The 24146-nt window shown below is 40.3% G+C and carries 24 protein-coding genes and 1 pseudogene; 9 read left to right on the top strand and 16 right to left on the bottom strand.

Features of this window, described 5'->3' with window-relative positions:
- Positions 1-105: 105 nt before the first annotated feature.
- Complete coding sequence (locus KUL10_RS11375) at positions 106-477, top strand: VOC family protein (protein WP_110429060.1); 372 nt, start codon at positions 106-108, stop codon at positions 475-477.
- Here KUL10_RS11375 and KUL10_RS11370 read toward each other — a convergent pair.
- On the bottom strand, positions 461-1777 hold the full coding sequence (locus KUL10_RS11370) for a Xaa-Pro peptidase family protein (protein ID WP_110429059.1): 1317 nt from the start codon (positions 1775-1777) through the stop codon (positions 461-463). The two genes, KUL10_RS11375 and KUL10_RS11370, sit on opposite strands and share 17 nt — an antisense overlap.
- Before the next feature lie 131 nt (positions 1778-1908).
- The gene (locus tag KUL10_RS11365) at positions 1909-2946 is read right to left on the bottom strand and encodes an alpha/beta hydrolase (RefSeq protein WP_146216779.1); all 1038 of its coding nucleotides are present in this window, start codon (positions 2944-2946) and stop codon (positions 1909-1911) included.
- Positions 2947-3140: 194 nt separating this feature from the next.
- Between KUL10_RS11365 and KUL10_RS11360 the strand changes: the two genes are divergently transcribed.
- Together KUL10_RS11360 and KUL10_RS11355 are read left to right on the top strand one after the other, a co-directional pair.
- Positions 3141-3545 carry a TolC family protein gene (locus KUL10_RS11360; RefSeq protein ID WP_110429057.1) on the top strand — a complete coding sequence of 135 codons (405 nt, stop codon included), beginning with the start codon at positions 3141-3143 and terminating at the stop codon, positions 3543-3545.
- A 192-nt stretch (positions 3546-3737) separates the two neighbouring features.
- On the top strand, positions 3738-4283 hold the full coding sequence (locus tag KUL10_RS11355) for a PH domain-containing protein (protein ID WP_110429273.1): 546 nt from the start codon (positions 3738-3740) through the stop codon (positions 4281-4283).
- 3 nt (positions 4284-4286) lie between these two features.
- Here the strand turns inward: KUL10_RS11355 and KUL10_RS11350 are convergent, their stop codons facing one another.
- From KUL10_RS11350 to KUL10_RS11330, 5 genes and pseudogenes are all read right to left on the bottom strand, one after another.
- Positions 4287-5087, bottom strand: a complete 801-nt coding sequence (locus KUL10_RS11350) for a hypothetical protein (protein WP_110429056.1) — start codon at positions 5085-5087, stop codon at positions 4287-4289.
- A 19-nt stretch (positions 5088-5106) separates the two neighbouring features.
- Positions 5107-5475, bottom strand: a complete 369-nt coding sequence (locus KUL10_RS11345) for a GntR family transcriptional regulator (protein WP_110429055.1) — start codon at positions 5473-5475, stop codon at positions 5107-5109.
- Between the two features lie 251 nt (positions 5476-5726).
- A pseudogene (locus tag KUL10_RS11340) lies at positions 5727-5996 on the bottom strand (TonB-dependent receptor plug domain-containing protein); the annotation flags it as partial.
- Between the two features lie 16 nt (positions 5997-6012).
- Entirely contained in the window at positions 6013-6528 is a 516-nt protein-coding gene (locus KUL10_RS11335; protein WP_110429054.1) for an Ig-like domain-containing protein, read from the bottom strand.
- A 26-nt stretch (positions 6529-6554) separates the two neighbouring features.
- On the bottom strand, positions 6555-8147 hold the full coding sequence (locus tag KUL10_RS11330; RefSeq protein ID WP_110429053.1) for a DUF4331 domain-containing protein: 1593 nt from the start codon (positions 8145-8147) through the stop codon (positions 6555-6557).
- Between the two features lie 289 nt (positions 8148-8436).
- Between KUL10_RS11330 and KUL10_RS11325 the strand changes: the two genes are divergently transcribed.
- Positions 8437-8973 (top strand): RNA polymerase sigma factor, encoded by a 537-nt coding sequence (locus tag KUL10_RS11325; RefSeq protein WP_110429052.1) that lies wholly within the window; start codon positions 8437-8439, stop codon positions 8971-8973.
- A complete protein-coding gene (locus KUL10_RS11320) occupies positions 8970-9707 on the top strand; it encodes an anti-sigma factor domain-containing protein (protein ID WP_110429051.1) in 738 nt (245 codons plus the stop codon). The genes KUL10_RS11325 and KUL10_RS11320 overlap by 4 nt, the downstream gene beginning before the upstream one ends.
- A 107-nt stretch (positions 9708-9814) precedes the next feature.
- Here the strand turns inward: KUL10_RS11320 and KUL10_RS11315 are convergent, their stop codons facing one another.
- Positions 9815-10633, bottom strand: a complete 819-nt coding sequence (locus tag KUL10_RS11315; protein ID WP_110429050.1) for a DUF4198 domain-containing protein — start codon at positions 10631-10633, stop codon at positions 9815-9817.
- A 477-nt stretch (positions 10634-11110) separates the two neighbouring features.
- Here KUL10_RS11315 and KUL10_RS11310 point away from each other — a divergent pair, with 477 nt between their 5' ends.
- The gene (locus tag KUL10_RS11310) at positions 11111-11809 is read left to right on the top strand and encodes a hypothetical protein (RefSeq protein WP_110429049.1); all 699 of its coding nucleotides are present in this window, start codon (positions 11111-11113) and stop codon (positions 11807-11809) included.
- Positions 11810-11909: 100 nt separating this feature from the next.
- On the opposite strand, the gene KUL10_RS11305 is transcribed toward KUL10_RS11310, so the two are convergent.
- The 4 genes from KUL10_RS11305 to KUL10_RS11290 form a co-directional block, all read right to left on the bottom strand.
- Positions 11910-12449: a hypothetical protein gene (locus tag KUL10_RS11305; protein WP_110429048.1), complete on the bottom strand. Its 540-nt coding sequence runs from the start codon at positions 12447-12449 to the stop codon at positions 11910-11912.
- An 18-nt stretch (positions 12450-12467) separates the two neighbouring features.
- Complete coding sequence (locus KUL10_RS11300; RefSeq protein WP_373415186.1) at positions 12468-15497, bottom strand: BNR-4 repeat-containing protein; 3030 nt, start codon at positions 15495-15497, stop codon at positions 12468-12470.
- A gap of 397 nt (positions 15498-15894) precedes the next feature.
- A complete protein-coding gene (locus tag KUL10_RS11295; protein ID WP_110429047.1) occupies positions 15895-16851 on the bottom strand; it encodes a glyoxylate/hydroxypyruvate reductase A in 957 nt (318 codons plus the stop codon).
- Positions 16848-17264, bottom strand: a complete 417-nt coding sequence (locus KUL10_RS11290; protein WP_110429046.1) for a VOC family protein — start codon at positions 17262-17264, stop codon at positions 16848-16850. Before KUL10_RS11290 ends, KUL10_RS11295 begins: the two co-directional genes overlap by 4 nt.
- Before the next feature lie 97 nt (positions 17265-17361).
- On the opposite strand from KUL10_RS11290, the gene KUL10_RS11285 reads away from it, so the two are divergent.
- On the top strand, positions 17362-18246 hold the full coding sequence (locus tag KUL10_RS11285; RefSeq protein ID WP_110429045.1) for a LysR family transcriptional regulator: 885 nt from the start codon (positions 17362-17364) through the stop codon (positions 18244-18246).
- A 144-nt stretch (positions 18247-18390) separates the two neighbouring features.
- On the opposite strand, the gene KUL10_RS11280 is transcribed toward KUL10_RS11285, so the two are convergent.
- The 4 genes from KUL10_RS11280 to KUL10_RS11270 form a co-directional block, all read right to left on the bottom strand.
- Positions 18391-19710 carry a TrkH family potassium uptake protein gene (locus KUL10_RS11280; protein WP_110429044.1) on the bottom strand — a complete coding sequence of 440 codons (1320 nt, stop codon included), beginning with the start codon at positions 19708-19710 and terminating at the stop codon, positions 18391-18393.
- A gap of 509 nt (positions 19711-20219) precedes the next feature.
- Entirely contained in the window at positions 20220-20360 is a 141-nt protein-coding gene (locus tag KUL10_RS18630) for a hypothetical protein (RefSeq protein ID WP_158525374.1), read from the bottom strand.
- A gap of 24 nt (positions 20361-20384) precedes the next feature.
- Positions 20385-21038, bottom strand: coding sequence for a hypothetical protein (locus KUL10_RS11275; RefSeq protein ID WP_110429043.1), 654 nt, complete (start codon positions 21036-21038; stop codon positions 20385-20387).
- A gap of 118 nt (positions 21039-21156) precedes the next feature.
- Positions 21157-21825 (bottom strand): CPBP family intramembrane glutamic endopeptidase, encoded by a 669-nt coding sequence (locus KUL10_RS11270; RefSeq protein ID WP_233499794.1) that lies wholly within the window; start codon positions 21823-21825, stop codon positions 21157-21159.
- A 125-nt stretch (positions 21826-21950) separates the two neighbouring features.
- Between KUL10_RS11270 and KUL10_RS11265 the strand changes: the two genes are divergently transcribed.
- Together KUL10_RS11265 and KUL10_RS11260 are read left to right on the top strand one after the other, a co-directional pair.
- Positions 21951-22301, top strand: a complete 351-nt coding sequence (locus tag KUL10_RS11265) for a hypothetical protein (protein WP_110429042.1) — start codon at positions 21951-21953, stop codon at positions 22299-22301.
- A 14-nt stretch (positions 22302-22315) separates the two neighbouring features.
- Complete coding sequence (locus KUL10_RS11260; protein WP_110429041.1) at positions 22316-24136, top strand: M2 family metallopeptidase; 1821 nt, start codon at positions 22316-22318, stop codon at positions 24134-24136.
- Positions 24137-24146 lie beyond the last annotated feature (10 nt).

Below are 24146 nucleotides of genomic sequence, written 5' to 3'. Positions count from 1 at the left end.
TCTAAATTACACAATCCATGCTTATACTTATTGGAAGAGAAGATTGAGTGTCGACTTAAGGCCTTAATCACTCAAAAATAACAGTCTAATAATGAAGGAAACAAGATGCTATCTTATGCAACGATTGGTGTGACAGATTTAGAAAAGTCAGAGAAATTTTATACCCAACTACTAGCGCCCTTGGGTGCGAAAACACTCGTTAAAATGGACCGCATTATTTTCATCGGGAAGAGCATGCAAGAGCCTATGCTATCAATTTGCATTCCTTATGACGAAGGCAAACAGCACTGTGGTAATGGAAATATGTTGGCCTTTGCCCCAGGGGCTAAAGAAAAAGTCGACGAACTGTATCACAAAGCGATAGCGCTAGGCGCAACATGCGAAGGCGAGCCAGGCCAACGCATTCCTGATGTATTTTACGGTGCTTATTTCCGCGATTTCGACGGCAATAAAATCGCCTTTAATCACTTTGGCTAATTAAGACCAAGTCCTGTTGGGGCGGGATTAAGTATTCAGCCCCTTCTTTTGCAATGACAACCATCTCTTCGACCGAAATGGTTTTTGGTTTTCCATTGGGTAACAACCAACTATGGAATCCATCAAAAGCAAAGGTCATCCCCTCTTTTAATGGCAGTAAAGAAGCTGGCCTTGGCGGCTCTAAATAAGCACCTCCAAGATTAGGCCCAGCATCGTGCGCCACATAGCCGACAGGGTGGCCTGTGCTCCACATTACCGGAATAGAGTTGGTCGCGGTTAACACATCGCGTTGAGCCGTATCTACATCACGACCTGTTGCACCAGGTTTCATTGCATTGAACGCGGCTTCTCGGCCCTTTTTTGCGCTATCCCAGTAATATGCGATATCTTTTGGCGGTTTGGTTTCGCCCTCTTTCAATACATAAGCAAATCGTTGTATATCAGTGACCCATGTATCATAAACGCGAATACCAAAATCAGTTTGAATTACATCACCAGGTTGAATAACGCGATCAGTGGCATGACTGTGGCCCCTGTCCGTGCCTGAGACCACATTAGGATTTTGATCAGGAGACCATGCGTCACCTACACCGGCTTCTTTCATTTTGTTTTTTAGAAACAAAGCGACATCGCGGTCAGTGGTTTTACCTGGTACCACTTGAGCATAGGCTTCTAACTGCCATTTAGCCGTTGTGGCCGCGGCTTGGCGCATGATTTCAACTTCAGCAGGTAATTTGATTGCAAGATATTCGTAAACGAGTTTTTCAGAACTTACGAGTCTATCTATGTATTTTGTGCCTAGCGCTTTGGCCAACTTTTTATATTGGCTATGGCTGAGTCCATCAGCGAGCTTGTTGGCATCAGAGGAATTAATCGCCACGCGCTTCAAATCCTTGGCTTTTACAAAATCTGCAGCCAATTGGTAAATATTTGCGCCGCGCTCGACTTCTGTCACTTCATCTAATAAGCCCAAATCTGCTAGCGCCATGGCTTCGCCTTTGGGTGAAAACGCAAGTGAGGCAAACTTATTATCTGATTGATAAAAGATGAAAGCAGCCGTTTGCCCTGCATTCTCACATCCCACATGCTTAGCAAGTGGGTCGTTAGCATTTTCTCGGCATATCACTAACCAAGCATCTACATTTGCAGTATTCATTGCCTTAGGCAACAATGTGTTTATGCGCTCTTTGCGAATTTTTTCCCAAGGATGTTCTGACAAGGCGAATGAATAAGGGCTGAGAATGAGTAAGCTCACCACGCAATACGTTAATAACGGGCTAAATAAATCTTTAATTTTCATAAACAAACTCCTTTTTACTTAGACTAACGGGTTTGTAATAAAAACAACAGTCTTGTATCAGTTTTACGGCTTAAGCTGTATTAATTATGAAATAGCAAGCTATCGCAACAGCACAAAGACATGGCCTTTGGCTATTTGCTACGTTTATAAATATGTTCGTTCAACCAGTCGACTATTTGCTTATGCTCCTCGCTACCAATCATAGACATGTAAGCATGCTGAATGCTCTCTACTTTATGAACCACAAGCTTATCAACACCTAAGTCTTTAAAAGTACTATAAGGAGATACACTGTCGATAGTTGATGCGAAGATCAAGCTTGGATTATCTATACTGTTAATCAGACTCAAAGTTTCAGTTTGCGCTAACTGCACACCTGCTTTATTTAAAGCCGATTGCGCACCATCTCGCAACATGCGGTCTGAGAAAATAAACCCGTACCAAGGCTGATTATCTTTAAAATAACCGACAAGCGATTCATCAAACCGAGTCATGGGCGCTTGAAGTATAGCGCCTGCCACGAAATCACTTGCATTTAGACGCGATGCCAGTAGCCCGCCCATTGAATAGCCCACTGCTATTGTAGGCTTACTTTGATCAATATTGGCCTTAACAAAACGTGAAATATACTCGCTGTCTTTAACCCCAAAGCCTTTAGCGACATCTAATTCGCCATGTCCTAACAAGTCAAAAATATAAACATCAAAACCCAAAAATTGGAAATATCCCGCACTGGTTAACATCCATTCTTTACTGCCCCTAAAACCGTGTAGCAAAATTATATTTCCAGAATAAGCACCGAGTTCTTCACGCTTCAAATCTAGTGATATATTGCGCTCTGAGCCAGTAAAGTCAGCACGTAAATTCATATCGAGTGAATTTCTATCAGATAGGCTTGGTGCAAAATAGTAGTCAATGCACCCTAGTGTTGAATCACAAAACTGCCTTTTTTCAGCACCAAATTCATCAAGGATTTGTTTGGTCGCGGTTTGCGAAGCGGGGTAACTTTTTGCATTCAATAAAGAGTAACTGAGTAGATTTTGGCAACTGCTCAAAAAAGATAAGCTAATAGCAATTATAAAAATAGAGGAAAGTCGTTGAAGCACTTTTAGATTCCAAGGGATAAAAGACGGCGAAGGTGTGTGAAGAATATCATTTAGGAGATTCAAGCGGCACAACACTTTTTTAGGTTTAAGGACACTTTTTGTAAACAACTGTGACGAGTTAGTCGAAAAAACATCATTTAAGTCAACTATCTCGCCAAATCATCACATTTAGAAATGAATTCTATATGATTATATAAATATTATTTTGGTAAGGATTTGCATATTATCCTTTCATCGACAGAAAGCGAAGAGACTAAATGATGAGATTGATCAACTTTACAAGCGCACTTAAAGAAATTGTATTAACCAGTATCGCCGCTCTATTATTATTTTCAATAGCCGCCGCTCAAAGCGCTGTGGCTAGTGAAACCACTCCGAATGAATTGAACAATCAGTTAAGCGTAGCTCAAACAATTGAGTGGGTCACCCATACAGAAAGCGATTATAAAAAGATGCAAGATAAGCTTGATAACGCACAGGCTGATTTTGACAAAGGCGATATTAGTCTAAGTGAGTTGTTCAAGGCACAAGTCTCGTTTAACCAAGCAGAAGAGAGGGTAATGGTCGCTCGCACTAAACTTTTAATCAGTCTGTCGAATATTAAAGACGACCCTGACGAACTTGGGCAGCCAGTGACCCTAGCCTTTAGTAAAGCTCTATAAGTTTAGTACTAAAAAACTAAAGTCTTCCCACGCTGATAGTATGGCTTCTGCTAGCTTCATCGTGCTGTTTTTGTCCATGTCAAATGTGAAATTAAAGCTTTATCCCGTAAAGTATATATCTGACTTTTCAGTGCCTATAAAATAATGCAATACTTTGACTTACAATCATTTGGCAATAGAACGGAATTCAAGATGCAAGAAAAAGTCATTCTCAAAGCGAGCTTTAACCCAAAAGTAAAAACATATTGGATGTTGCTATCTGTCATTTTTAGCTCAATATTCATTATTTCTATTCCACTGGTTCCCTTTGTTCTTTTGATCACATTTTTAGTGTCCAGTGCAGTGCTTAAAGCAATGTCGGCTGAATTGCTTGAACGAAAGCTTGTCGTTAAAAGAGGGGTTTGGTTTAAAATAGAAAAGTCTATTCCATTAGAAAAAATCACTGACGTTGGCATGATGCAAGGCCCGTTAATGCGCATGTTTGGCCTATATCGTTTAGACTTTGAAACAGCAGGCCAGTCAGGACCCGGCGCGCTAGTATCAATGATTGGCATCAATCAAGCAGAAGCATTTCGCGAGCGCATCTTACAACAAAAAGACTTGCTTCAAGGCAAGCCAGTCGTTAATGAAAGCTCATCTGAAACAGCAATTACCGATGGGGTTAGCGCTCAACAATTTGCTGAGTTATTGAAGAGTGTTCAACGCATTGAAGTATTGCTGGAAAAACAGTCTGAATAGCTGCTAGTTTTCTTGCTTAGGTAAGGACAACACAAGGGCTCCAATCACCAAAATAACTTGCAAGTATATAGACTGAGCATAGATTTTATATTCCGATAGATATGAGCCTGACATCCAAAAGCTCACCACCAAATTAGCAATCGCTAGAATCCAAACAATCGTGTTTATTTTAATCGCGCGGAGCTTAATCTGCTGTCTAAATGCTGGAGAACTGATCGCATTAAATTTAGTAGAGTGATAAATCGCATAGCTTGTCGCTACAAATACGCCATCTAGTATCAACAAGCCAAGAAAATTTACGCTACCTGCAAAGCCTTCGAATGGATGATTCATAAAGTAAAAAACGCTGCCAACAAAAATAAAATGAACAGCCATTAACAGTAATAGCAATGGCTTCGACACATAGTCAATAAGGCGGTCAGCGTGAAGTGATGCTGTCCTGACGCCGCTTTGAAAAGAACTCACCCGTGCAAAATAGGCTTTTTGCAAAAGCGTTAATTGGATAATAGGTGCTACCGCTAACAAAAACAGCACGACAAGCCCAGCTTGATCGTCCCAATTCAGCAACTCGCTTTGCGTGGTAATTGCAACGCCAACTATGCAAGTACCAACCAAGAAAAACAGGATAACTTTAGTAAAATACACCCGCGTGCTTTTTTCCATTAAGGTATTTAAGGATAAAAGCTGCTCTTCGTTTAAGTTGTATTGATAGGTTTTCGCCAACCGCTGAAATCGATAAAATCCAAGCATTGGCGCAACTATAAATGTCACAATGACTTGCGTAGCTAATAGGACTTCAAACATAAAATATTCCTCGCGTTTTTTAAGATGACATCATGTGCGTAAAAGCAATTCTGATTTCGGAATCTGTTGCCCCCATTTCTCGATAACGAGCGATGTCTTTGCTCACTTGCTGCTCAAGCCATTTATTAATATCAAAATCGATATTTTCTAAAGCACTGGGATGTACAAAACTGCCTCGATACCCCTTTGACTGAATGACTTGGTCGCGCTCAAGAAGTTGATAGGCCTTAGCCACCGTTTTTGCATTGACATCAAGTTCAGAAGCGAGCTTTCGAATCGATGGTAAAGCATCACCCGCTCGTAACTCTTTGCTTTTAATGGCCTGTTTAATCTGCGAAATCAACTGATTAAACAGAGGTTCATTTGATTCCAAGTCGATCGTTATCATAAATAGTTCTTTTTTTGGGTCTCTAATCTGCGCCAAATTCAATCCATATGTACCCATACATCAAATGGTACAATTGAAGTATGAATTAAAAACAGATTAATGCAAGATTAATTTCAAACTGTGTTTGGAAAACTATTTAGGTTGTTTGGAGGAAAAGGCTTCGCGAGCCTATATTTATTTGCTGTTGCAGTTACATTTTGATCCACGTCAAATTTGTAACCTATCTAAAAAAGATAAGAGGCCGGCAAACGCAAAGTGCGAGGCTCAAGAGCATTATGATGCAAATCAGTATAGCCTTGACCATGACCGTGAGTACGTATATTTATTGGCATACCATCAATGAAAGTCGCAAAATCTGTTCCATGATCAAGATTAAACCCACGGATAAAGTATTGATTCGCTTTACCAGTACCACTGTGCTGAGTCACTACCATACCTGGAACTAATTCGAGTATTTCACCTGTTCGCAACATAGGGCGATTCACAATCTCTTACTGCCCAACTACGCCCTCTAATGCCGTCCTTGGCAAAAGATTGTTAGTTACCGTCTATCAAATCCTGATAGTCACTCTGATTAACCACGTCTTGAGAAAACTCCCTTCCGTTCACCGAAAGAGGCGTATCAGTAGGTGCTTGGTTAAATGCGTCACGACTAAATTCACTAAAAGAAACCTGCAAAGCTTCAATGGTAATATTGATCGTACCGCTAACTGCTGGCGAAATACCGTCGGTCACCGAGTAGGTAAAACTATCCATTCCAGTTCGCTCTGACTTTGGAGTGTAAGTGAACGTACCGTTAGCGCTTACAGAAACCGTGCCTAAACTAGGATCAGTGGTAATTGCAAATGTTAACGGGTCTTGATTGATATCACTTGCTGGTAGACGCTCAACAATATCGGTTTCAGTTTGCGTGATAAAATCAGCATCTGATGCTGTTGGTGGGACGTTTACAACTTCAATTTTGTAATCATCACTGTCAAAACAGCCACTTAGGCTTAATATAACAAGTGATAGGGTGAAAACCTTAATGCCGTTTCGGCTTTGCGTATTCATATAAATCTCCTTAAAACTTGTTTATGTTATTCAGAACCCGCAAGTGGTGTAGCTAAGTATGGAAATTGAGCGTTCATCATGGTTGCATCTGTAGGTGCGCCGTCAGTGAAGGGAACATTTCCAACAACTGCATCTTCGGGCTCACATAAGCCTAAATTAGTTGGTTCTCCGTTCACTGGAATTGGATGGCACAGGGCCCCCATAACCACTCGCAGCGCAATATCTACGACATCATCACCTGGGCGACGACCATTCGGGAAACCTGCAAGGTCGTTTCCGGCTACACCAAATGCAGATTGATCGACCTGCGCAGTTGCCGCAATGCCAGTATTTAGTCTCAACATTTCAGACGGAGTCACGGTAGAAAGCTGATTCACGCCTTCAACACCCGTCAAAAACGCTGTCACCAAATCAACTCTTGGGAAGTTAGTCGGCGCAATAGTCTCAAAACTGGTGCCTAATGTTGCGTTTACCGGGTCTTTAAATAAAATATTCAACAGCTCAGGCAAAGCCGGATGCGTAACATAGTCTGCAAACTGACCGTCGTTCATAGGATGCGCGCTAGAAAACAGGTCTTTATCTTCGATTCCAATAACTAACTCATTAACAAGGGGCGCGCCTAAACGAGACACTTGGGTAAGCGCACCACCCGTCACTTCTGGCTTATCAAAACTCGCATTTGGATTTAATATTCGCGCTTGTGGCAAGCTTGCAGTGGTCCATGCACCAATGGTGCCGTTGCCGTCTCCAGTCACACACGCTTTTGGTACTTCTATGGCGATACTCGTTACATTTGCATCACCTAAATCATCGTTGTCCATGTCTTGGGTGATACCACCGGGAAACCCACCATTGTCGCCAGCACCTGGAGCACTGTCGCCTTCTACTGGCACATAGTTTACCAAGTCGAACGTTTCACCAAGATTTACTACAAATGGGTCTTTTCGCTGACCTACAAACACTTTACCCATACTGTCACAGCCTGGAATGTTGATATCGTAGATAAAACTATCGGCGTATGCTTCGTAGCCTTCCAAGTTTGTAAAGGTTTTATTCCCTATATAATCAAGGGGTTTATCAAACGACTCAGAACCATCGCTTGCTTTAGTAATTGTGCTCGCTGTACCTGAACGAACATCGCCTTCAATCATAGAAACAGTATAAGTCTCAGCAAAATTGGCTGCGCTTTGATCCGTTGCACTCACGGGACCAATATTTACCAACGGCACACCTACTAATCGCTGATTATCGGCAGGACCAATGGTCAGTTTTGCACCTTGGTTCTGATTCGCTAGCATTCTTTCAAAGTCAAAGGCAAAGGTGATGTCTTCAACAGCGTCGCCATCGGTATCTATATGAATGCTATATACTGCTTCTGGATCCATTGGAAAATAATTGGGACCGCCATAAGCATCTTGTAACGGAATATAATTGGCAATCATGGTGACAAAATCACCGCGACCTTCTTCATAACTATTAAACGCGTAAAAATCGGTTGAATCGACTGTAGGAAATCGTGTGATGTTAGGAGCTTCGCGGTGACTAGATGCTTGAGTAATACTACTGATGCAAACTGCACAGACTGCTGATACGAATAATGAAACTTGTGTCTTTTTCATGTTTTGTCTTCCTTATTTGTTTTATTTACGGAAAGCCAAACGAGCAAGTGACAAAACTGGATGCAGGTTAAGTCAAAATATTTAAAAAGTAATTTAGGGCCTTATAGATATTAGTGAGGGGCTGTTGGTGCGACTTTCGTTATTCAAGTAATAAAAAAAACTAAATGACTAAACTTTCATGTAACATTTACAACAATGTCTACTCTTTTTACCCCGTCTTATTTATTTGCATCTGAAATCCATCTAAATACGTTTGATATTATGAAATAACAAAAAACAAAGGAAAGCTATGGAACATGAAGAGCTACTCCCTCTTCTTCTTAAGGTTGCTCGAGATGATCGCACTGCTTTTGAAGAAATCTACAAAAAAACCAGTGGACAGGTGTATGCAGTTGCCTTACGCATGTTAGCAAAACCAGAATTAGCTGAAGAAGCCACGCAAGAAGCTTTTGTTAGAATTTGGTACAACGCCAGCCAATATACTGAAGGCAAAGGCACGGTGTTAACGTGGATCATCAGCATTGTACGTTATCGAGCACTGGATATTATTCGCTACCGAAAGGTGCGAAAAGAAGAAGTAGAAGCAGTTGAAACGATAGACGCTACTGAGCAAAACAAGACCGAACAAGGTGTTGGTGCAGATTCAGATAAGTTAAATCATTGTATGAACGAACTTGAAAATCAACAGCGTCAAGCGATTCACTTAGCTTATTTTAACGGTTGCTCACATACAGAAGTTGTTGCGCACATGGACAAACCTTTAGGCACCGTAAAAAGCTGGATTCGTAGAGGCTTGCAAGCTTTAGAGAGGTGTTTAAAAATATGAAATATAATGATAACAATTTACAATCATCTCTTGCCGCTCAATACGTATTAGGCACCTTGCGGGGTGCTGCCAGAAAACGGTTTGAGTCTTTAAGAGTTCAAAATCGCGATATTCAAGAAGCCGTGAATTATTGGGAGTCGCAACTTAATGCGATGGCAACAAGCATAGAGCCTGTATCACCTCCACAGAGTATCTGGATTAACATTGAACAAATGCTTGGTTTTGTAAGTAAGCAGCAAGACCAAAGCGAATCAACATTAGTTACAATTAGAAACGAGCGTGTCACGTCAGACATGCAAGCAAAACCAAGTGCCAATCAAGCATGGAAGGCGATAACTAGTGTTGCAGTGGCAGCAAGTTTTGTATTGGCAATATTTTTTGTACAATTTAACAAGGACATAAATTATCCTGAAGCCGTGGCAATTTTTGCAAATAATGAGCAGCAAACGCTATGGTCACTTGATGTTCGCAAAAATCATATATTTGTAAGAAGCACTCAAAACTTAGAAAAACTTGCACAAAAAGACTATCAACTGTGGATAGTACCCGCTTCTGGTGACCAACCAATTTCGATAGGTTTATTGCAACAAGAAGGGAGCTTTACCCTACCTAAACCCGAGAATTTTGATCATATACAGATAGCAGCACTCGCAGTAAGTCTAGAACCCAAAGGCGGTAGCCCAACTGGAGCGCCTACTGAGGTTTTATTTGCAACAGAGCTAGCCTTACTGTAGGGCAACATTGCGAGAATGAGTTATGTTATATGTGGCATGAATTTAAGAAAGTTTGAATTTTAAATAATAAGCGAGCTTGGACTAAGCTCGCTTTTCTTTCTAGTATACTATTTATATCCAAACGTTAGGCTTGAAAAGTAAGTTTCATACTCAGCACGGCTATTTTTGGTATTGGGCACTCCCCATACTACCGTAATCATCCAGCTGCCCGAAGCATCAATGTTAAAACTTGCCTCACCCTGTTTATTTGTTCGTATACTTTGCTTTGTGAATGCTCTGTCGTTTAAAGGCACTATATCGATAAGCGCATTTTCAAGTACTTTCCCTCTAAAAAAAACCTTAATTGGTAGCTCACTCTCACCTTTTAATGCATATGGATTTACCATCGGCACTATCTCTAGCATCAATCCCACGGGAGACGTTACGTTATCAGTATGTAAGTTACCCACTTGAAGAAGCGTTTTTGCTTTCCGTGAGTATATTTCACGCCCGTCTTTATCTACCTGACCAAATTTCTTACGGTCGCTAATTATTAGGTCTAAACCTTCCTTTGACGCATAATCATTAAATCGTTCAGCATCTAAACTGCTAAAGCTATGGTAACTTTCAAAAGCGAGTATATGCGTTCCTTCGCTAGTTAGCTTCACATTTGCTAAGCCACTTATTGGTCCTCTATTTATTATAATATTTTCAAGTTGATCCTCAAAGCCTCCTGCATGATAGGTCCGTAACGCAACAATACGATTCCAATCTAAAGCCCAAGAGTCGACATCACCTTTGTGACCAACTGAGAACTTTACGGGTAATTGTGCAGGTGCCGATTTAGTATGGTAGGCATTAGGATTAAGCCAGAAGTCGTGAGCACACACTGTTGTTAGGAAGCCAGAGAGCAGTATAAAGATCAGGCCTTTTGAAGTGAGTTTCATATATTGTTCCTTTCAGAGTTTTATTTCAACCTAACCATACTCTTATGACGTCAATATAGATGCACCAATAACACAGTTAAATTTAAACCATTTACTGTATATCTGGCATATTGCAGTTCGTAAAACAAAGGCTTTTAGCTACTTGACTTGAACCCTGATCAACTCGATAAAACCTGATATTTCGGCAGTTTTGTTCTGTGTAAAAAGCCATCACATTAAAATTAAGTTTGAGTAAATGAGCGGTTTATGAAAAATACATTGTGACTAAATGTGGAAACAATGTGGATTTACATCTTGTGCGAAGAAATCTTGGGTTTACTAAAGTAAAATGCAACAAAACAGTAGGTTAGCGCTGCGTGTTTAATTTTTTATCAGCGTTTTTGGTGGTAGGAAGAGGTACAGTTCGCCTAATTTCAGTGCTTTTTAATAAAACTAGCATGAGTTCAAGTTAATACAGTATTCAATAGGAAACCTAGTATGCGAATTTTAAGAAGTTTAGCCTTTGCTTTGGGTGCAATGGCGTTTAGCAGCAATGCTACCATTATCGATTATGACGATACCATTGACAATTCATTCTATGACACAGAGACAGAGCTAGCGTGGATTGATTTTGGTCAAACCAACAATATGACGTTCAGCGATGTGCTTGCTGAGTTAGGCGCTGGTGGTGCATTTTTTGGCTGGCGTTTGCCTAGGGTAGATGAAGTAATTGCCATGTCATTTAACCTCGTTTATTCGGGTACAACAGCACCAGACTTTGTCGAAGAGAATGATGAGTTTAGAGGCGAGGGAACAATCGATGCCTTTTCTGCCAACTCCGATATAGAAAATGGTGACGACAGTGTGTGGGAAGCTGTTTTTGAGGCGATAGGGTACAATGTGTATAACGAGTGGTCGGGGTTTAACACTTTTACCTCGCAAGGTTTATATGAAACCGAGAACGGCATTAGTGCCGTTTTTATCCGAGATTTCGTTGATTTGGCAAATGACGGAACAGTTGTGAACGACCTTATGACGTTAGATGGTCGAATCATTGCTTCCGGTTTCCTAAGTTTTGGTAATGCAGATATGAGTACCTTGCTTGTTCGAAACACAGCTGAAATTTCAGCGCCGACATCAATTGCGCTATTCTCGCTAGGTTTGGTTGCCCTTATTCGTCTTCGCAAGGCGAAGTAAAAGCTCAAGAGTTAGCAAAAGAGCTAAAACCTTCTCCCAACAGCAAAAAACTCGCTCATATGGTGAGCGAGTCTTGGTTTTGTTCAAGCCCAGCGCTTTGCTATCTAAATGCGAAACGACGAGTCAATGTGATCACAAATAGCATAGCAGCAAATAAAAAAGCTGTGGATGGAGATGACACATTAGTCACAATTGTTGCTTGGATAGGATTCCCATCGCTATCTTCAACAATAGACACATCTTCCGTTAATGAAAAGCTCACATCATCTTGTTCAGCAACAAAAAACGCTTGCCCTATTTTAAAAGAGGTACCCAGTACTTTACTCCAATCTAATAAAAAACCTAGCTCAATAATAAAAACATCATTTTCAATGTATGCATCAAAGTAATCAATCTGATCAAATGAGTCTTCTATGATTGTCTCAAACAAGAAACTATCAAAACTAAACAAAGGTTCTGCAAAAATATATTCAAAGGAAATAAAATCGATATCAGGATTTGCATCATTAATAAAGACGTCAACGGTGATTAAGCTGCCCGTATTATAGGTGCTCTGGTCGGGTTCAAAACTAATAAGCTCCGCTCGAGCAGTAAAGACCGACAAAAGCGCAAACATCATAGCCATCATTTTAATTTTCATTTTCTATTTTTCCTTTACTTATGATGCACAACGCGGACGTGAACATATTTTAGTTAAACCACGCGTATCACTTCTATCGACGACGCCATCTTCATTAAAATCATAGCGCTGATCTAAGGCTTCACCGCTTCGAATTGCCGATGAAAAAGCTCTAACATCAGTGCGATCGACATCGTTGTCTCCATCAAAGTCACCAAATAAGGTAATACTTACTAGTAAACTTACCTCGCTCACTTGGTCATTGGTATCTCTTGCAATCGCTTTGAATTCATAACTACCAACTTCAAGAGACAATAATTCGTTAGGATGATTTGCATCTCCCCATACGTAAGGAGCCTCTAGGTTTTCCCGTACTAAGACATCATCAATAAATAAAGCAACACTGATAATGTCTACACTTTCGTTAACAGTAGCCACATAGGTTGATACAGATAAGGATTCATAACCTGTCATTAGCTCAATATCTGGCTCATCAAAGCTAATTGAAGGACCAGCAGGCGGCAACACAATCAGAGTCATAAAAGCTTCTCCCTCAAGGCCCGTGCTATCTTTAGCAACGACCTTAAAGGTGTGAGTGCCTGCAAGCAGTGGTGAAGGGTTCGGTTCATGAGTTTCTAACCAACCCATCGCACCAAATTCATAAGGAGCAAAAGAGTGACCAAAGTTCCACTTGTACTTTGTATCAACACGAACTAACTCATCATTTCTATATAGAGTGACAGATTCGATAGTCGCATTTTCAGAAGAAGCTTCTGCTTCTATCGTTATGCCAAGACGCTTATAACCTTCGGTAACCGTTACGACTTCATTTGGCCAAGTAACAATAGGCGGTGTTGCTTCTCCATTTACAATAAGGGTCATGCTTGTTTCGCTTTGTTCGCCTTGACTATCAGTCGCTATGGCAGTAAATACATATTCGCCAGCTAAAAATGGATTTGGGTTTGGAGCATGATCCTCACGCCACCCCATTGCGCCAGTTTCGTGCGGTTTTGAACCATGGCCCCATAAATATGGGATAGTTGTATCAGTTCTTACCTCTTCGCCATTAATAAAAAGTGTGACCGATTCAATAGTTCTTCCCTCGACTGAGCTAGAGGCGTCAACCGAAACACTTAATTTTTCATATCCTTCATCAACTTCAATTAACTGTGTTGGAAACGAAACCATTGGCGCATTTGACTGCACCGTTAAACGCATCGTTGCTAGCCCCGTATCACCCTCACTATCTACCGCAACGGCTTTAAAAATATGCTCGCCTGGACCTAATGGATTTGGGTTGGGTTCATGCTCATCTTTCCAGCCCATCGCCCCTGTCTCGTGAGGTTTAGAAGCATGACCAAAAAGATAAGGCACGGTTGTATCTGTTCTTACTAGCTCATCGTTTAAGTAAAGGGTGACGGATTCTATAGTTCTGCCTTCAATAGAGCTTGTTGCATCGATACCAAGAGATAGCTGTTCATATCCCTGCTCCACTGTTAACGAAGTTGAAGGAAACGCTACTTGAGGCGCGTTAGCTTCACTTTCCAAATCTAAATCAATGATTTGTAAATAAAGCGGCATTGCATTTCCGGATGTTTTTTCCATTAGGTAGTAATAGACTTTTCCATCTTTTATATACAAAGTACCGTGATCAAACACAGGGCCTGATGTTGCCTCATAAACGCGAACAAAATCATTTGTACCGCCTTTGGCTCTCTCTACATATGGACGTCCATTTTTAAGACCAACAATGTATATATTGTCTCCAGCTGTATAGATTTGGCTTGCACCGGTAAAGTCGGTGGTAGTAATGAACTCATCCGCCCCTGCAGGTTTATAGGAATGCAAATACTCCTCTTCATAATCAGGGCGGCTGCGATTAGTCGAACGTACTTTGCTAATAAAGTGAACATCACCTTTTTTAGTCACCGTCCAGTCAAAACTACCGACTATATAGACCGAGTTAGCCTCTTGATGAGAAATATAATCACCGGGCTCCAACACTTTTATCTCATCAGAATTGACGAGTGGATATGTGATTTCGTCATCTTTATGATTTTTCCAATCACCAAACCCCTCTGGGTGATCAGAGTAGGCATAATAAACACCGTTTTGATATTGGTATCTATCATTGTTGTCGCTACTGCGTTGCTGAAAGCCAACACGTAATTTACCATTTACATATTTCATGTTCCCATAAAGGCCCCAGTTATATGGGTTACCAAAGTTTTTTTGGTTATTTTCATTAAACTTAGTAAATTTTGACCATGTCTGCGTCTCTTCGTCATAACGATTGAATACATAAGCTCCATTGTTGTTGCCACCCAGGCGCATGTACAACAATAGTGTTCCGTCAGTTGTAGTAAAAAACTTGGGATAAGTAAGTCGCGCAAAGTTACTCTTATCAGCTATATCACCCGTCATACTGATGTGCTTATAATCATCAGGACCTTGACTAATACTGCTTGTGTCTTTTACAAATTTGTCGAGGGTGAATTGGTCGTCTGGAAGATCCGCGGCATTCTCAACACTAAAAGAATATCGAAAAAAGTCGTCTTTAAATTTGCCATCGTGATTATTGTCATCATAAGCATGCAGATCATAGACCATGTGAATGGTGCCATTATTTGGACTAACCGCAAGCCCAATAGTATTGTGTGACTCTCCAATTAATGGATTACCTCTAAAACCTGTATGACGATGAGGAAACTCAATCGTAGCAATTGTCTGAGTCTGCGTATTGTAGCGTGACAACATGACATTCCTTTCTGACTTACCTCCTTTATACCAAGTCATAAAAACATAATGCTTGTATGTTTTTACAGCATCACCATGAGCCGAGATATTCGGTCCAAAAAAGAAATCATATTTTTCGCCTGGATCAGCACTGTCAATATTTCCGTGATTCAGGTCTTTACCATCAAAATGAAGTCCGTCATCAGTTATCTTGACTTGTTTTTCAAGCACGACATCGGCGTAGGCTTGTGAAAAGCCTACTGTTAATAATGAAAATAACAGCGTATTCATTGTCATGATGCGATTAAAGTACTTAGATTTTTGGGCAGTCATAAGTTTTAATGCTCTTTTATAGTTATGTTTAAAAATGGTTCAGTGCTGAAACAACACAAAAAATCTCGTACTGCATGATCAGCGCCGTTACTACTTTATTACAAACTATTTACATATTCACTCATAATTGATCTTTTTTTTCATTTTTAATCACATATGAAATACTATTTACATATAAACAAGCTAATTAATTGTTTTTAAATAAAATTAATATCTATAAATCAATCAATAAAAATCACTAAAAGAACTTTGACAGCGAACTTCAAAATTTGGACGCTGAAAAATTATTTAAGCAGCTTGCTGAAAAAGGGCACTCGGGAGCTATGTATGAATACGGCTTGCAGTCGTATATGTCAAAAAAAGATATACCCGAGGCAGATTGAATCCTATGTACGGTTCAATATTCCAAATTCAAATCTAAACATTTGGGCAGAACTCCCTTGGTTCGGTACGCGATGATTGAATCTGCAACTATTCTAACAGCGGTTTCTTTATTAGTGGGGGCGGAAATATGAGGTAATACTGTTACTTTTTCATTTGTCCACAATTCTGAACTCTTTGGTAACGGCTCTTGGTCGAAAACATCTAAAACTGCGTGCGCGATATGCCCACTATCAATGAGCCTAAGCAAATCAGTGGTATTAATTATAGCTCCTCGAGAAAAATTCATTAATTTTGCACCCGCAGGTAACCAAGCCAATGTCTTTTTGTCTAAAAGTTGATATGTTCGCGATGTAAGTGGTAAAAGACTAATCAAAATATCAGTCTGAGCCAACATCGTTTTTAATCCATTAATACCGCAGAAATGGTTAACACCTTCAAGTTGTTTAGGTTTGCGGGACCAGCAACTTAATCGGTAATCTAATTTTTTCAGCAATTCAAGAGATCTCAGCGCCATTTCACCTGCGCCTAATAAACTCACGCGTACTTGCTCTGAGTTAATATGAGGGAGCTGGCGCCAATTTTTGGTGGCTTGTTGATGAGCATATTCTGGCATATGTCGCTGTAAATATAGGGTCCACGCTAAGACGGACTCCGCCATGGAAACCGACAATTTAGGATCAACAAGACGAACAAGTTCAATTTTAAGCCCGCTAAGTTCTTCACTTTTGAGTGCACTGACTAACTTGTCGACTCCCGCCCAAACACTATGCACTATTTTCAGGCTAGGATAGCGAAGTAAATCTCGGGGACGTGGATTTGCAACAATAGCAAGGTCTATTTTGTATACATCTTCATCATCAATTTCCTCAGGTAGTAATAGGATTTCGTTACCTAAGGCTTCTCTGAGTAATTGAAGCCATTTTAATCGTGTTGTGTTTGGTAGGGTGTCAATAAAAACAATTTTACTCATGATGCAAACAACCGATTCATATCTTTAAAACTCTTTAGCTCTAGCGGATTCCCGAAAGGATCAAGTAAAAACAATGTATATTGCTCGCTTTTTTTACCCTTATACCTGACTGAAGGCGGAAGAATAAAGTCAACTTTTTCATCAGTTAGCCGACTTGCAATACTTTTCCACGCTGGTAAAGGCAACACCAGCCCAAAATGAGGCATCGGAACTAAAGTATCGTCGACATTGCCAGTTAGTTCGCTTACTAAGGGCGTGCCTAAATGCAGTGACAGCTGATGACCAAAGAAGTTAAAGTCCACCCAGTTTTCTGTACTTCTCCCCTCTTCAGCTCCGATTAATTCGCCATAAAATTCTCTTGCTAGGGATAGGTCAGTTACGTTTATCGCCAAATGAAAAACACATAGATCCACAACACATCTCCGTTATTCCTAATCTATAAGTAAATGTTAGCAATCCGTATCAATAAGAAATAATATAAAATCATTTCTCTCATCGTAAGAAATTGTTATGGATATAAGGTTTATCTCTAGCCTACTTGAGGTTATTAGAACCGGTTCAATCGCGTCAGCCGCAAGAAGGCAAATGCTTACTCCCGCTGCAGTCAGCCAACGTGTTAAGTCTTTAGAAAATCAATTGGGTTATGTATTGCTAAATCGCGAAGGGCATTCAGCTAAACCCACCGAAGCATGTTTACGGATTGTTCCAAGGCTAACCCATCTAGTTGACGAATCTCTAGCTTTAAAAAGTGATTTAGATGAGTCAGGGATGTCGGGTACTCTTCGAGTAGGGGCTATATCAACAGCATTGACTGGAATTTTACCAAGCGTTATTGATGAGCTCTCAACCATGGCTCCTAATATGAATATTAAGATTCAGCCGGGGACATCATCGAGTCTTTATAATGAACTATTGGACAAAGTACTTGATGCTATTATTGTAGTAGATCCTCCTTTTGAGTGCCCCAAATACCTAAAGATAGAACCCTTATACACCGAATGGTTGGGATTTATCGGCCATAAAACAAATAGCTTAGATATAACTGAGTCTCTTATTCAACTGCCGTATATTAAGTATGACAGTTTGGCATGGGGAGGCGCTATTGCAGATTCGTTTTTGTTGGAGAATAGTATTACCGTTAGGACGTTATGTGAACTTGACGGATTAGAAGCTATTGCAATGATGGTAAAAAATAAAATGGGCGTATCACTTACTCCAATTTGGAAAGGCTTAGAAGTTTTCTCAAACGATATAAATATAGTCCCTATCGATAACACTCGCTTTGCGCGACAAGTAAAATTAATTTCTCATCGACAAGTAGGCAAAGATAGGTTGTTAAAAATATTGTCTCAGTCTTTGCAGAGTGCAGCAGGCAGATATAGAGCTAAATCTTGATACACATGTACGGGCTACACTCGATCAAGCAAGAATGAGGGCAAGCGAAGATAGAACCAAGGTAATAAAATTGCCTTGTATGTCTGATAAAGCTTATCGTATCACTTTGAGAAAGACTGTCTTTGGAAGTAAGTAAGAGTTTACTTAAATAACTAAGTCATTATCTGATTCTTCTAAGCGCGTTTCGTCATGCGTTGATATTACGATCCCAAAGGTCAAAATACCAACTCGTCCCATAAACATTAAGATAATGATAATTAATTTCCCGAATTCACTGAGTTCACCTGTCAATCCCATGCTCAACCCGACAGTGCCTAGTGCAGAAAATACTTCAAACAGAACGATCGGCATTGGCGCGTTTTCGAGTAGTAGAAGTAGAACGACCGCCACAAGTAAAATAAAAAAATAATAGACAAAGCTACTTGCCGCGATTTGTAATTTTTCAAGAGATAAAACTCGTTTATTTAAACGAATTTTATCTCTTCCTTTTAGGGTGCTTTTGACTAGTCCTGCAAGTGCAGCAAATGTAGTAGATTTCAATCCGCCGCCAGTACCTGACGGAGATGCCCCAAAAAGCATTAAAAAATATAAAAAGAAAATAACAGCCGGGGTGAGAGAGCCGATAGGAACTGTGTTAAATCCTACGGTGGTTGTTGCTGTCATTACTTGGAAAAATGCTGCCAACCATTTGTCCTCTACTGTCATCGTCTGCAGCAAAGGCTCCGCCAAAGCGACGAATGCTGTTCCAAAAACAACAAATCCGAGTGTGACCTTTAAAATAACTTTTGATGTAAAGTGTAGATATTTGTGTTTGCCACGAATTAGATCCCATAAATCGACCAAGACAATAAACCCTATGGCGCCGATGAGCGAAAGTGAAGCTATCACAAGATTGATAGCAACATCACTGCTATAGGCTTCAAAACTTGTTGACATCAAGCTAAAGCCGGCAGTACAAAATGCGCTGACGCTGTGAAATATAGCAAACCACAAGGCATTTTCTTCACCAGCTCTTGCAAATAAAGCGTATAAGAAAATCGCCCCAATTATTTCGGCAGTCATTGTAAAAATAACGACTTTTTTTATAAATTTGCTGACTTTAAAGCCTTTGGGGAGTAAAAACGCTTTTTTACTGATCCTTAAAGTAGTATTCAGTGCTCGGTGTTTTAAGGATAGTAAGATAAATGAGCCAAAGGTCATATAGCCAATACCACCAATTTGAATTAATACCAGTACTATTAACTCTCCCCAAAAAGTAAAACTCGTCCCAAGGTCTATTGTCACAAGGCCTGTTGTTGATACTGCAGATGCTGAAATAAATAAAGCGTCGATACCTGACACATTGACACTTTGAGCAATAGGTAAGGAGAGCAAAATAGCGCCGGTTATCATGTAAAAGAGATAACCTTGAACAAGTAGCGAAATTGGAGATATTCCTTGAATATAGCTTGTGAAGAGTTTCATGCGTGTCCATAGTAGAAGAACCTGATTTATAGTTAACGGCAGAATGAAGGAAAAAGGATCAATATTTGTTCATGGCGAAGTCGCGAGGGAAAATTTCCAGTAAGACATAAGCCGACAGTTTAGCCGGTTTAGTCAAGAGAGCCATTAGGTAGTGAGTTCATTTTAGATATAAACCAGTCATCCAAATTGCAGAGTTTAGGTCTTTGAAAAGAGAGCATTTGAATAAATAAAAATAGTGGGGTTCTTCTACAAATCGAAACTACAAATTATTAAAAAGCCTCTCTTAATAAAAATATCCTGAGATGCCCCCTTGTCTCAAGCGCTCTCCTTTATTTTTACAAAATTTTCAGAATAGTTCTTTATTCGTGAGCGACCGCTTTGCACGATTTGCGGTCATTTCCGTATTAACCGCCTGAAGGTCTGAAATACACACACAAAAGACTGTCAATATTGGTTCAGTTCTATCTTTGAAAGTTCCAGATAAAGTGATTGCTAATCCAAAAATTTTTCTATTCCGCCCTCAAAATTGAAACTAAGATATAAAAGTAAGCACGAGGTTTTTCAACATCATCAGAATCAGGGTTATTCGGACTTGTCAGCTCAGGATTGGGAAAGCTGTCCCCTGTCATACTGTTTGTGTTTACTGCCATAAACCAAGCTTCTTTGTTTAGGTCCTACATAATCTTTTGAAGCGCGGCTGGGTCATCTTGAAAACCATAAAGTTCGCATTTATTCGTTTTACATGTGATTTTACTTAGCGTAACCAAGGGACTGTTTTCATGTACCGCAAAAAAGTCAGACACACGCGTTTCAAATTGAATTGCCCAATCGAAGTCTTGTTCTTGTTCATGAAGTTCATTAAACGCATTTTTGACATTTGGTGACGCATGAGTAAGGACCGAATCAAACGGGACAGGCAACTCAGCAAGCGCTTCTTGGGATATTGGTTCTTCATCAGGCACTTCGATTCCAGCAGCCTTTAGCATCGCTTTTGCTTGTTCATATTTGAATTGATATTTGGCTATGTCGGAGCTAATTTGTTTAAACACTTGATCGGTTCTTGCAAGTTGTTGTTTTAGGGCAACTAACTCCAGATTTTCAGCCTCGTCTTTCTGAGCTATTTCATCCGTAGCGTTTACTTGCGCTGACTCTGAACTTGTAGACATTACTATTGGTTTAGATTCTATGGATTGATTATTGACAGCGAGCTCGTTGTTAACACCCACATTTGCAAGTGTTTCATTTTGCTGATTGGCATAATAAACACCTGTCCAAAATGATATTTTTGCGATTAGCAATATTGAAATTCCATATCCGATTTTGTTCATGTGCTTCCCTTCATGATTTTGGATTTTAATTGTGTATTTTTGAACGGTTAGCGTTTCACAAATATCTAACGTTTACCATTACTATTTTTCAATTCAAATAAGTCTAATCCGAGGCAATTTACTGAATATAAGCAGAATCAAAATAAACACCCAGACCAAGCGTGAATATCCACAGCCCCCAAAGACTATGCTCTATGGTAACTAATATAGTCGAGCGGGACTGTGCATAGGTTTTGCAAAACACATAGCCAGCAATACACGATAATATAACCGCTAACCAATTGTCGTAAACGATATGGGCATAACCAAATGCAAGGCTACTCAACCATATTCTATGATCTTTATTGGGCAGTATCGTTTTGTAGCGATGGAACATAAACGTTCTGAATATGATTTCTTGCGGCAGCGCAGAAAATAAAGGATAAACCACAAGGATAATTAACCATGTCGAGGTCTCTGTCACTGGCATGTAAAAAAGATAATCAGGCTGATACAGATAGAAAAACAAGGTAGTGACAAAGATAAGCCCTGAGAACAAAGCAAAGACAGAGCCAATCCAAGTGCGAATACCTTGTTTATTCCACAAGCGAAAGCGTTTAAAGGTATGGTCTTTAAGTAATATCGAAATACACAGAACAGATGCAAAGAACAGCAGAGGTAACAGGGCAACTTCAAGCGTATGCCTAAATTGATATAAGACGAGTGGAACGCACCCAAAAAGCATGAGCAACTCAAACCATCTGTATTGGTTTTTACTCACACTGATTGCTTTAATGTTTAAGTACATTCATATCTCTTTACAAATATCGCGCCATGCGAAATTGAATTAACACATCTCTACTTATATCGTAGCAATACAGTTAAACCCTAAATGGTAATTTTATACCCAATTCGAAACGGGAAAGTTCTTTAATGAAAAAGCGTTCGGTAAAAACAAAGATCATCGCCACGGTGAGTGCAGTTGCTATCGCTATTCCAGCATTTATTTATTGGGATGCGGCGTATAAGGAAGTTTATTACCTTTGCCAAAATTTCAAACCCGGAAACGAACGCAACGATATTATCAGGCAGTTAAACACAGCCGAATTATCTCATTATGCGATTAGTTATGATAATGGCGTTACTTTGATTCGACTTACCAGTAAACTTAATTTTAGCATCTACAAATGTGATATCCGAATGGATAATCAAGATGTAGTATTGCAAGTGGACTATCATAAATCAGGCTCGGTAAAAGCTGATAACGGTGCCATAAAATTATAACGACAGGTAATTCAATGAAATTGATCAAACACACTCTAATAGCAGCTGCTATTGTTGCAGGCTGCACAGCATGTAGCGCCGACATCGATGTAGAAGTCGGCGAACCAACATACACCGCACAAGATGCGAAAGACTTTTTAGCAGAAATGGAAAGCGAAGTCGGAAAGCTTAGCAAACCTGCCGCTCACGCAGCATGGGCATACGCGACTCACATCAACTACGACAACGCACAGGTAAGTACATACTTTCGAGAGCAGATCTCTGCATTGGTTGCAAAATATGCAGTAGAAGCAGCCAAATTTAATGATGTTGAAGTGGATGCAGACACGCGCAGGCAACTTGAGTTACTCAAGACCTCATTAGTCATGGCACCACCAGCCGATCCCGAAAAGTCAGCCAAGCTAGCTCAAATCAGTTCTGAAATGTCAGCTATGTATGGCACAGGTAAATACTGCCGCAGCGAAGATGACTGTTTGTCATTGGTTGAAATGAGCAGCCAAATGTCGACCAGCCGCGATGCCGATTTACTACTTGAATACTGGAAGGGATGGAGAGAAGTCTCGGTGCCTATGCGCGGTTTGTTTGCAGAGCAAATTGGCTTAGCGAATGAGGGTGCTCAAGAACTGGGTTTTAAAAACACATCAGAATTGTGGCGCTCATCTTATGATATGCCTGCTGATGACTTTCCAAAGGAATTGGACCGTTTATGGGGTCATGTCAAACCTTTCTACGAATCATTACAATGCCATGTTAGAGCGGAACTATCTGAACACTATGGCGAAGATATCGTCCCGCTAGACAAACCTATTCCCGCCCACTTGCTGGGCAATATGTGGGCGCAAACGTGGGGCAATGTCTATGACATCGTCAAACCTGAGCAAGAGATGAATGTACCCGACGTCACTAAAGCACTAGTTGAGCAAGGTTATGACGAAATCAAAATGGTACAAAAAGCTGAAGATTTCTTCTCTTCTTTAGGTTTTGAGCCCTTGCCTGAAACGTTTTGGGAGCGTTCAATGTTCCAAAAACCAGAAGGACGTGACGCGCAGTGTCATGCTTCTGCGTGGAACTTAGATGACAAAGAAGATCTTCGCATCAAGATGTGCATCCAAATCACAGGTGAAGAGTTTAATGTTGTGCATCACGAACTGGGTCACAATTATTATCAACGCGCATATAAAGACCAAGCAATGCTTTATCGCGGATCAGCCAATGATGGTTTCCACGAAGCAATAGGCGACACGATTGCACTATCGATTACCCCTACTTATCTTCAACAGGTCGGTTTGATTGATGAAATCCCTGATGAGTCAAACGATATCGGTATGTTGCTTAAAGTTGCATTAGATAAAATCGCGTTTATCCCATTTGGCTTGTTAGTTGACCAATGGCGCTGGCAAGTACTCGAAGGCAATGTCCCTCCTGAAAAGTACAATGATTTATGGTGGGAATTACGCGAAAAATATCAAGGTGTAATGGCACCTATCGATAGACCAGCAGACGCATTCGATCCGGGCGCAAAATATCACGTGCCAGCCAATGTACCTTACACACGCTATTTCTTAGCACACGTGCTTCAGTTCCAATTCCACCAGTCATTATGTGAAATTGCAGGCAGCGAAGAAGCACTGCATAGATGCTCAATCGTGGGTAGCAAAGAAGCAGGTAAAGCATTAAATGATATGCTTGAAATGGGCAAAAGCCGCACTTGGCAAGAAGCACTAGAAAAGATGACGGGTAGTCCTGACATGGATGGCTCTGCAATCGCCGCTTATTTTGCGCCATTAAAAGCTTGGTTAGATGAGCAGAATGCTGATCGCCAGTGTGGATGGTAAAGAAATTAAA

This window comes from Glaciecola sp. KUL10 (assembly GCF_003203515.1).
Lineage (GTDB): Bacteria > Pseudomonadota > Gammaproteobacteria > Enterobacterales > Alteromonadaceae > Glaciecola.
The sequence above is the reverse complement of the archived record's forward strand: the minus strand, read 5'-3'. Positions and strand labels throughout refer to the sequence as shown.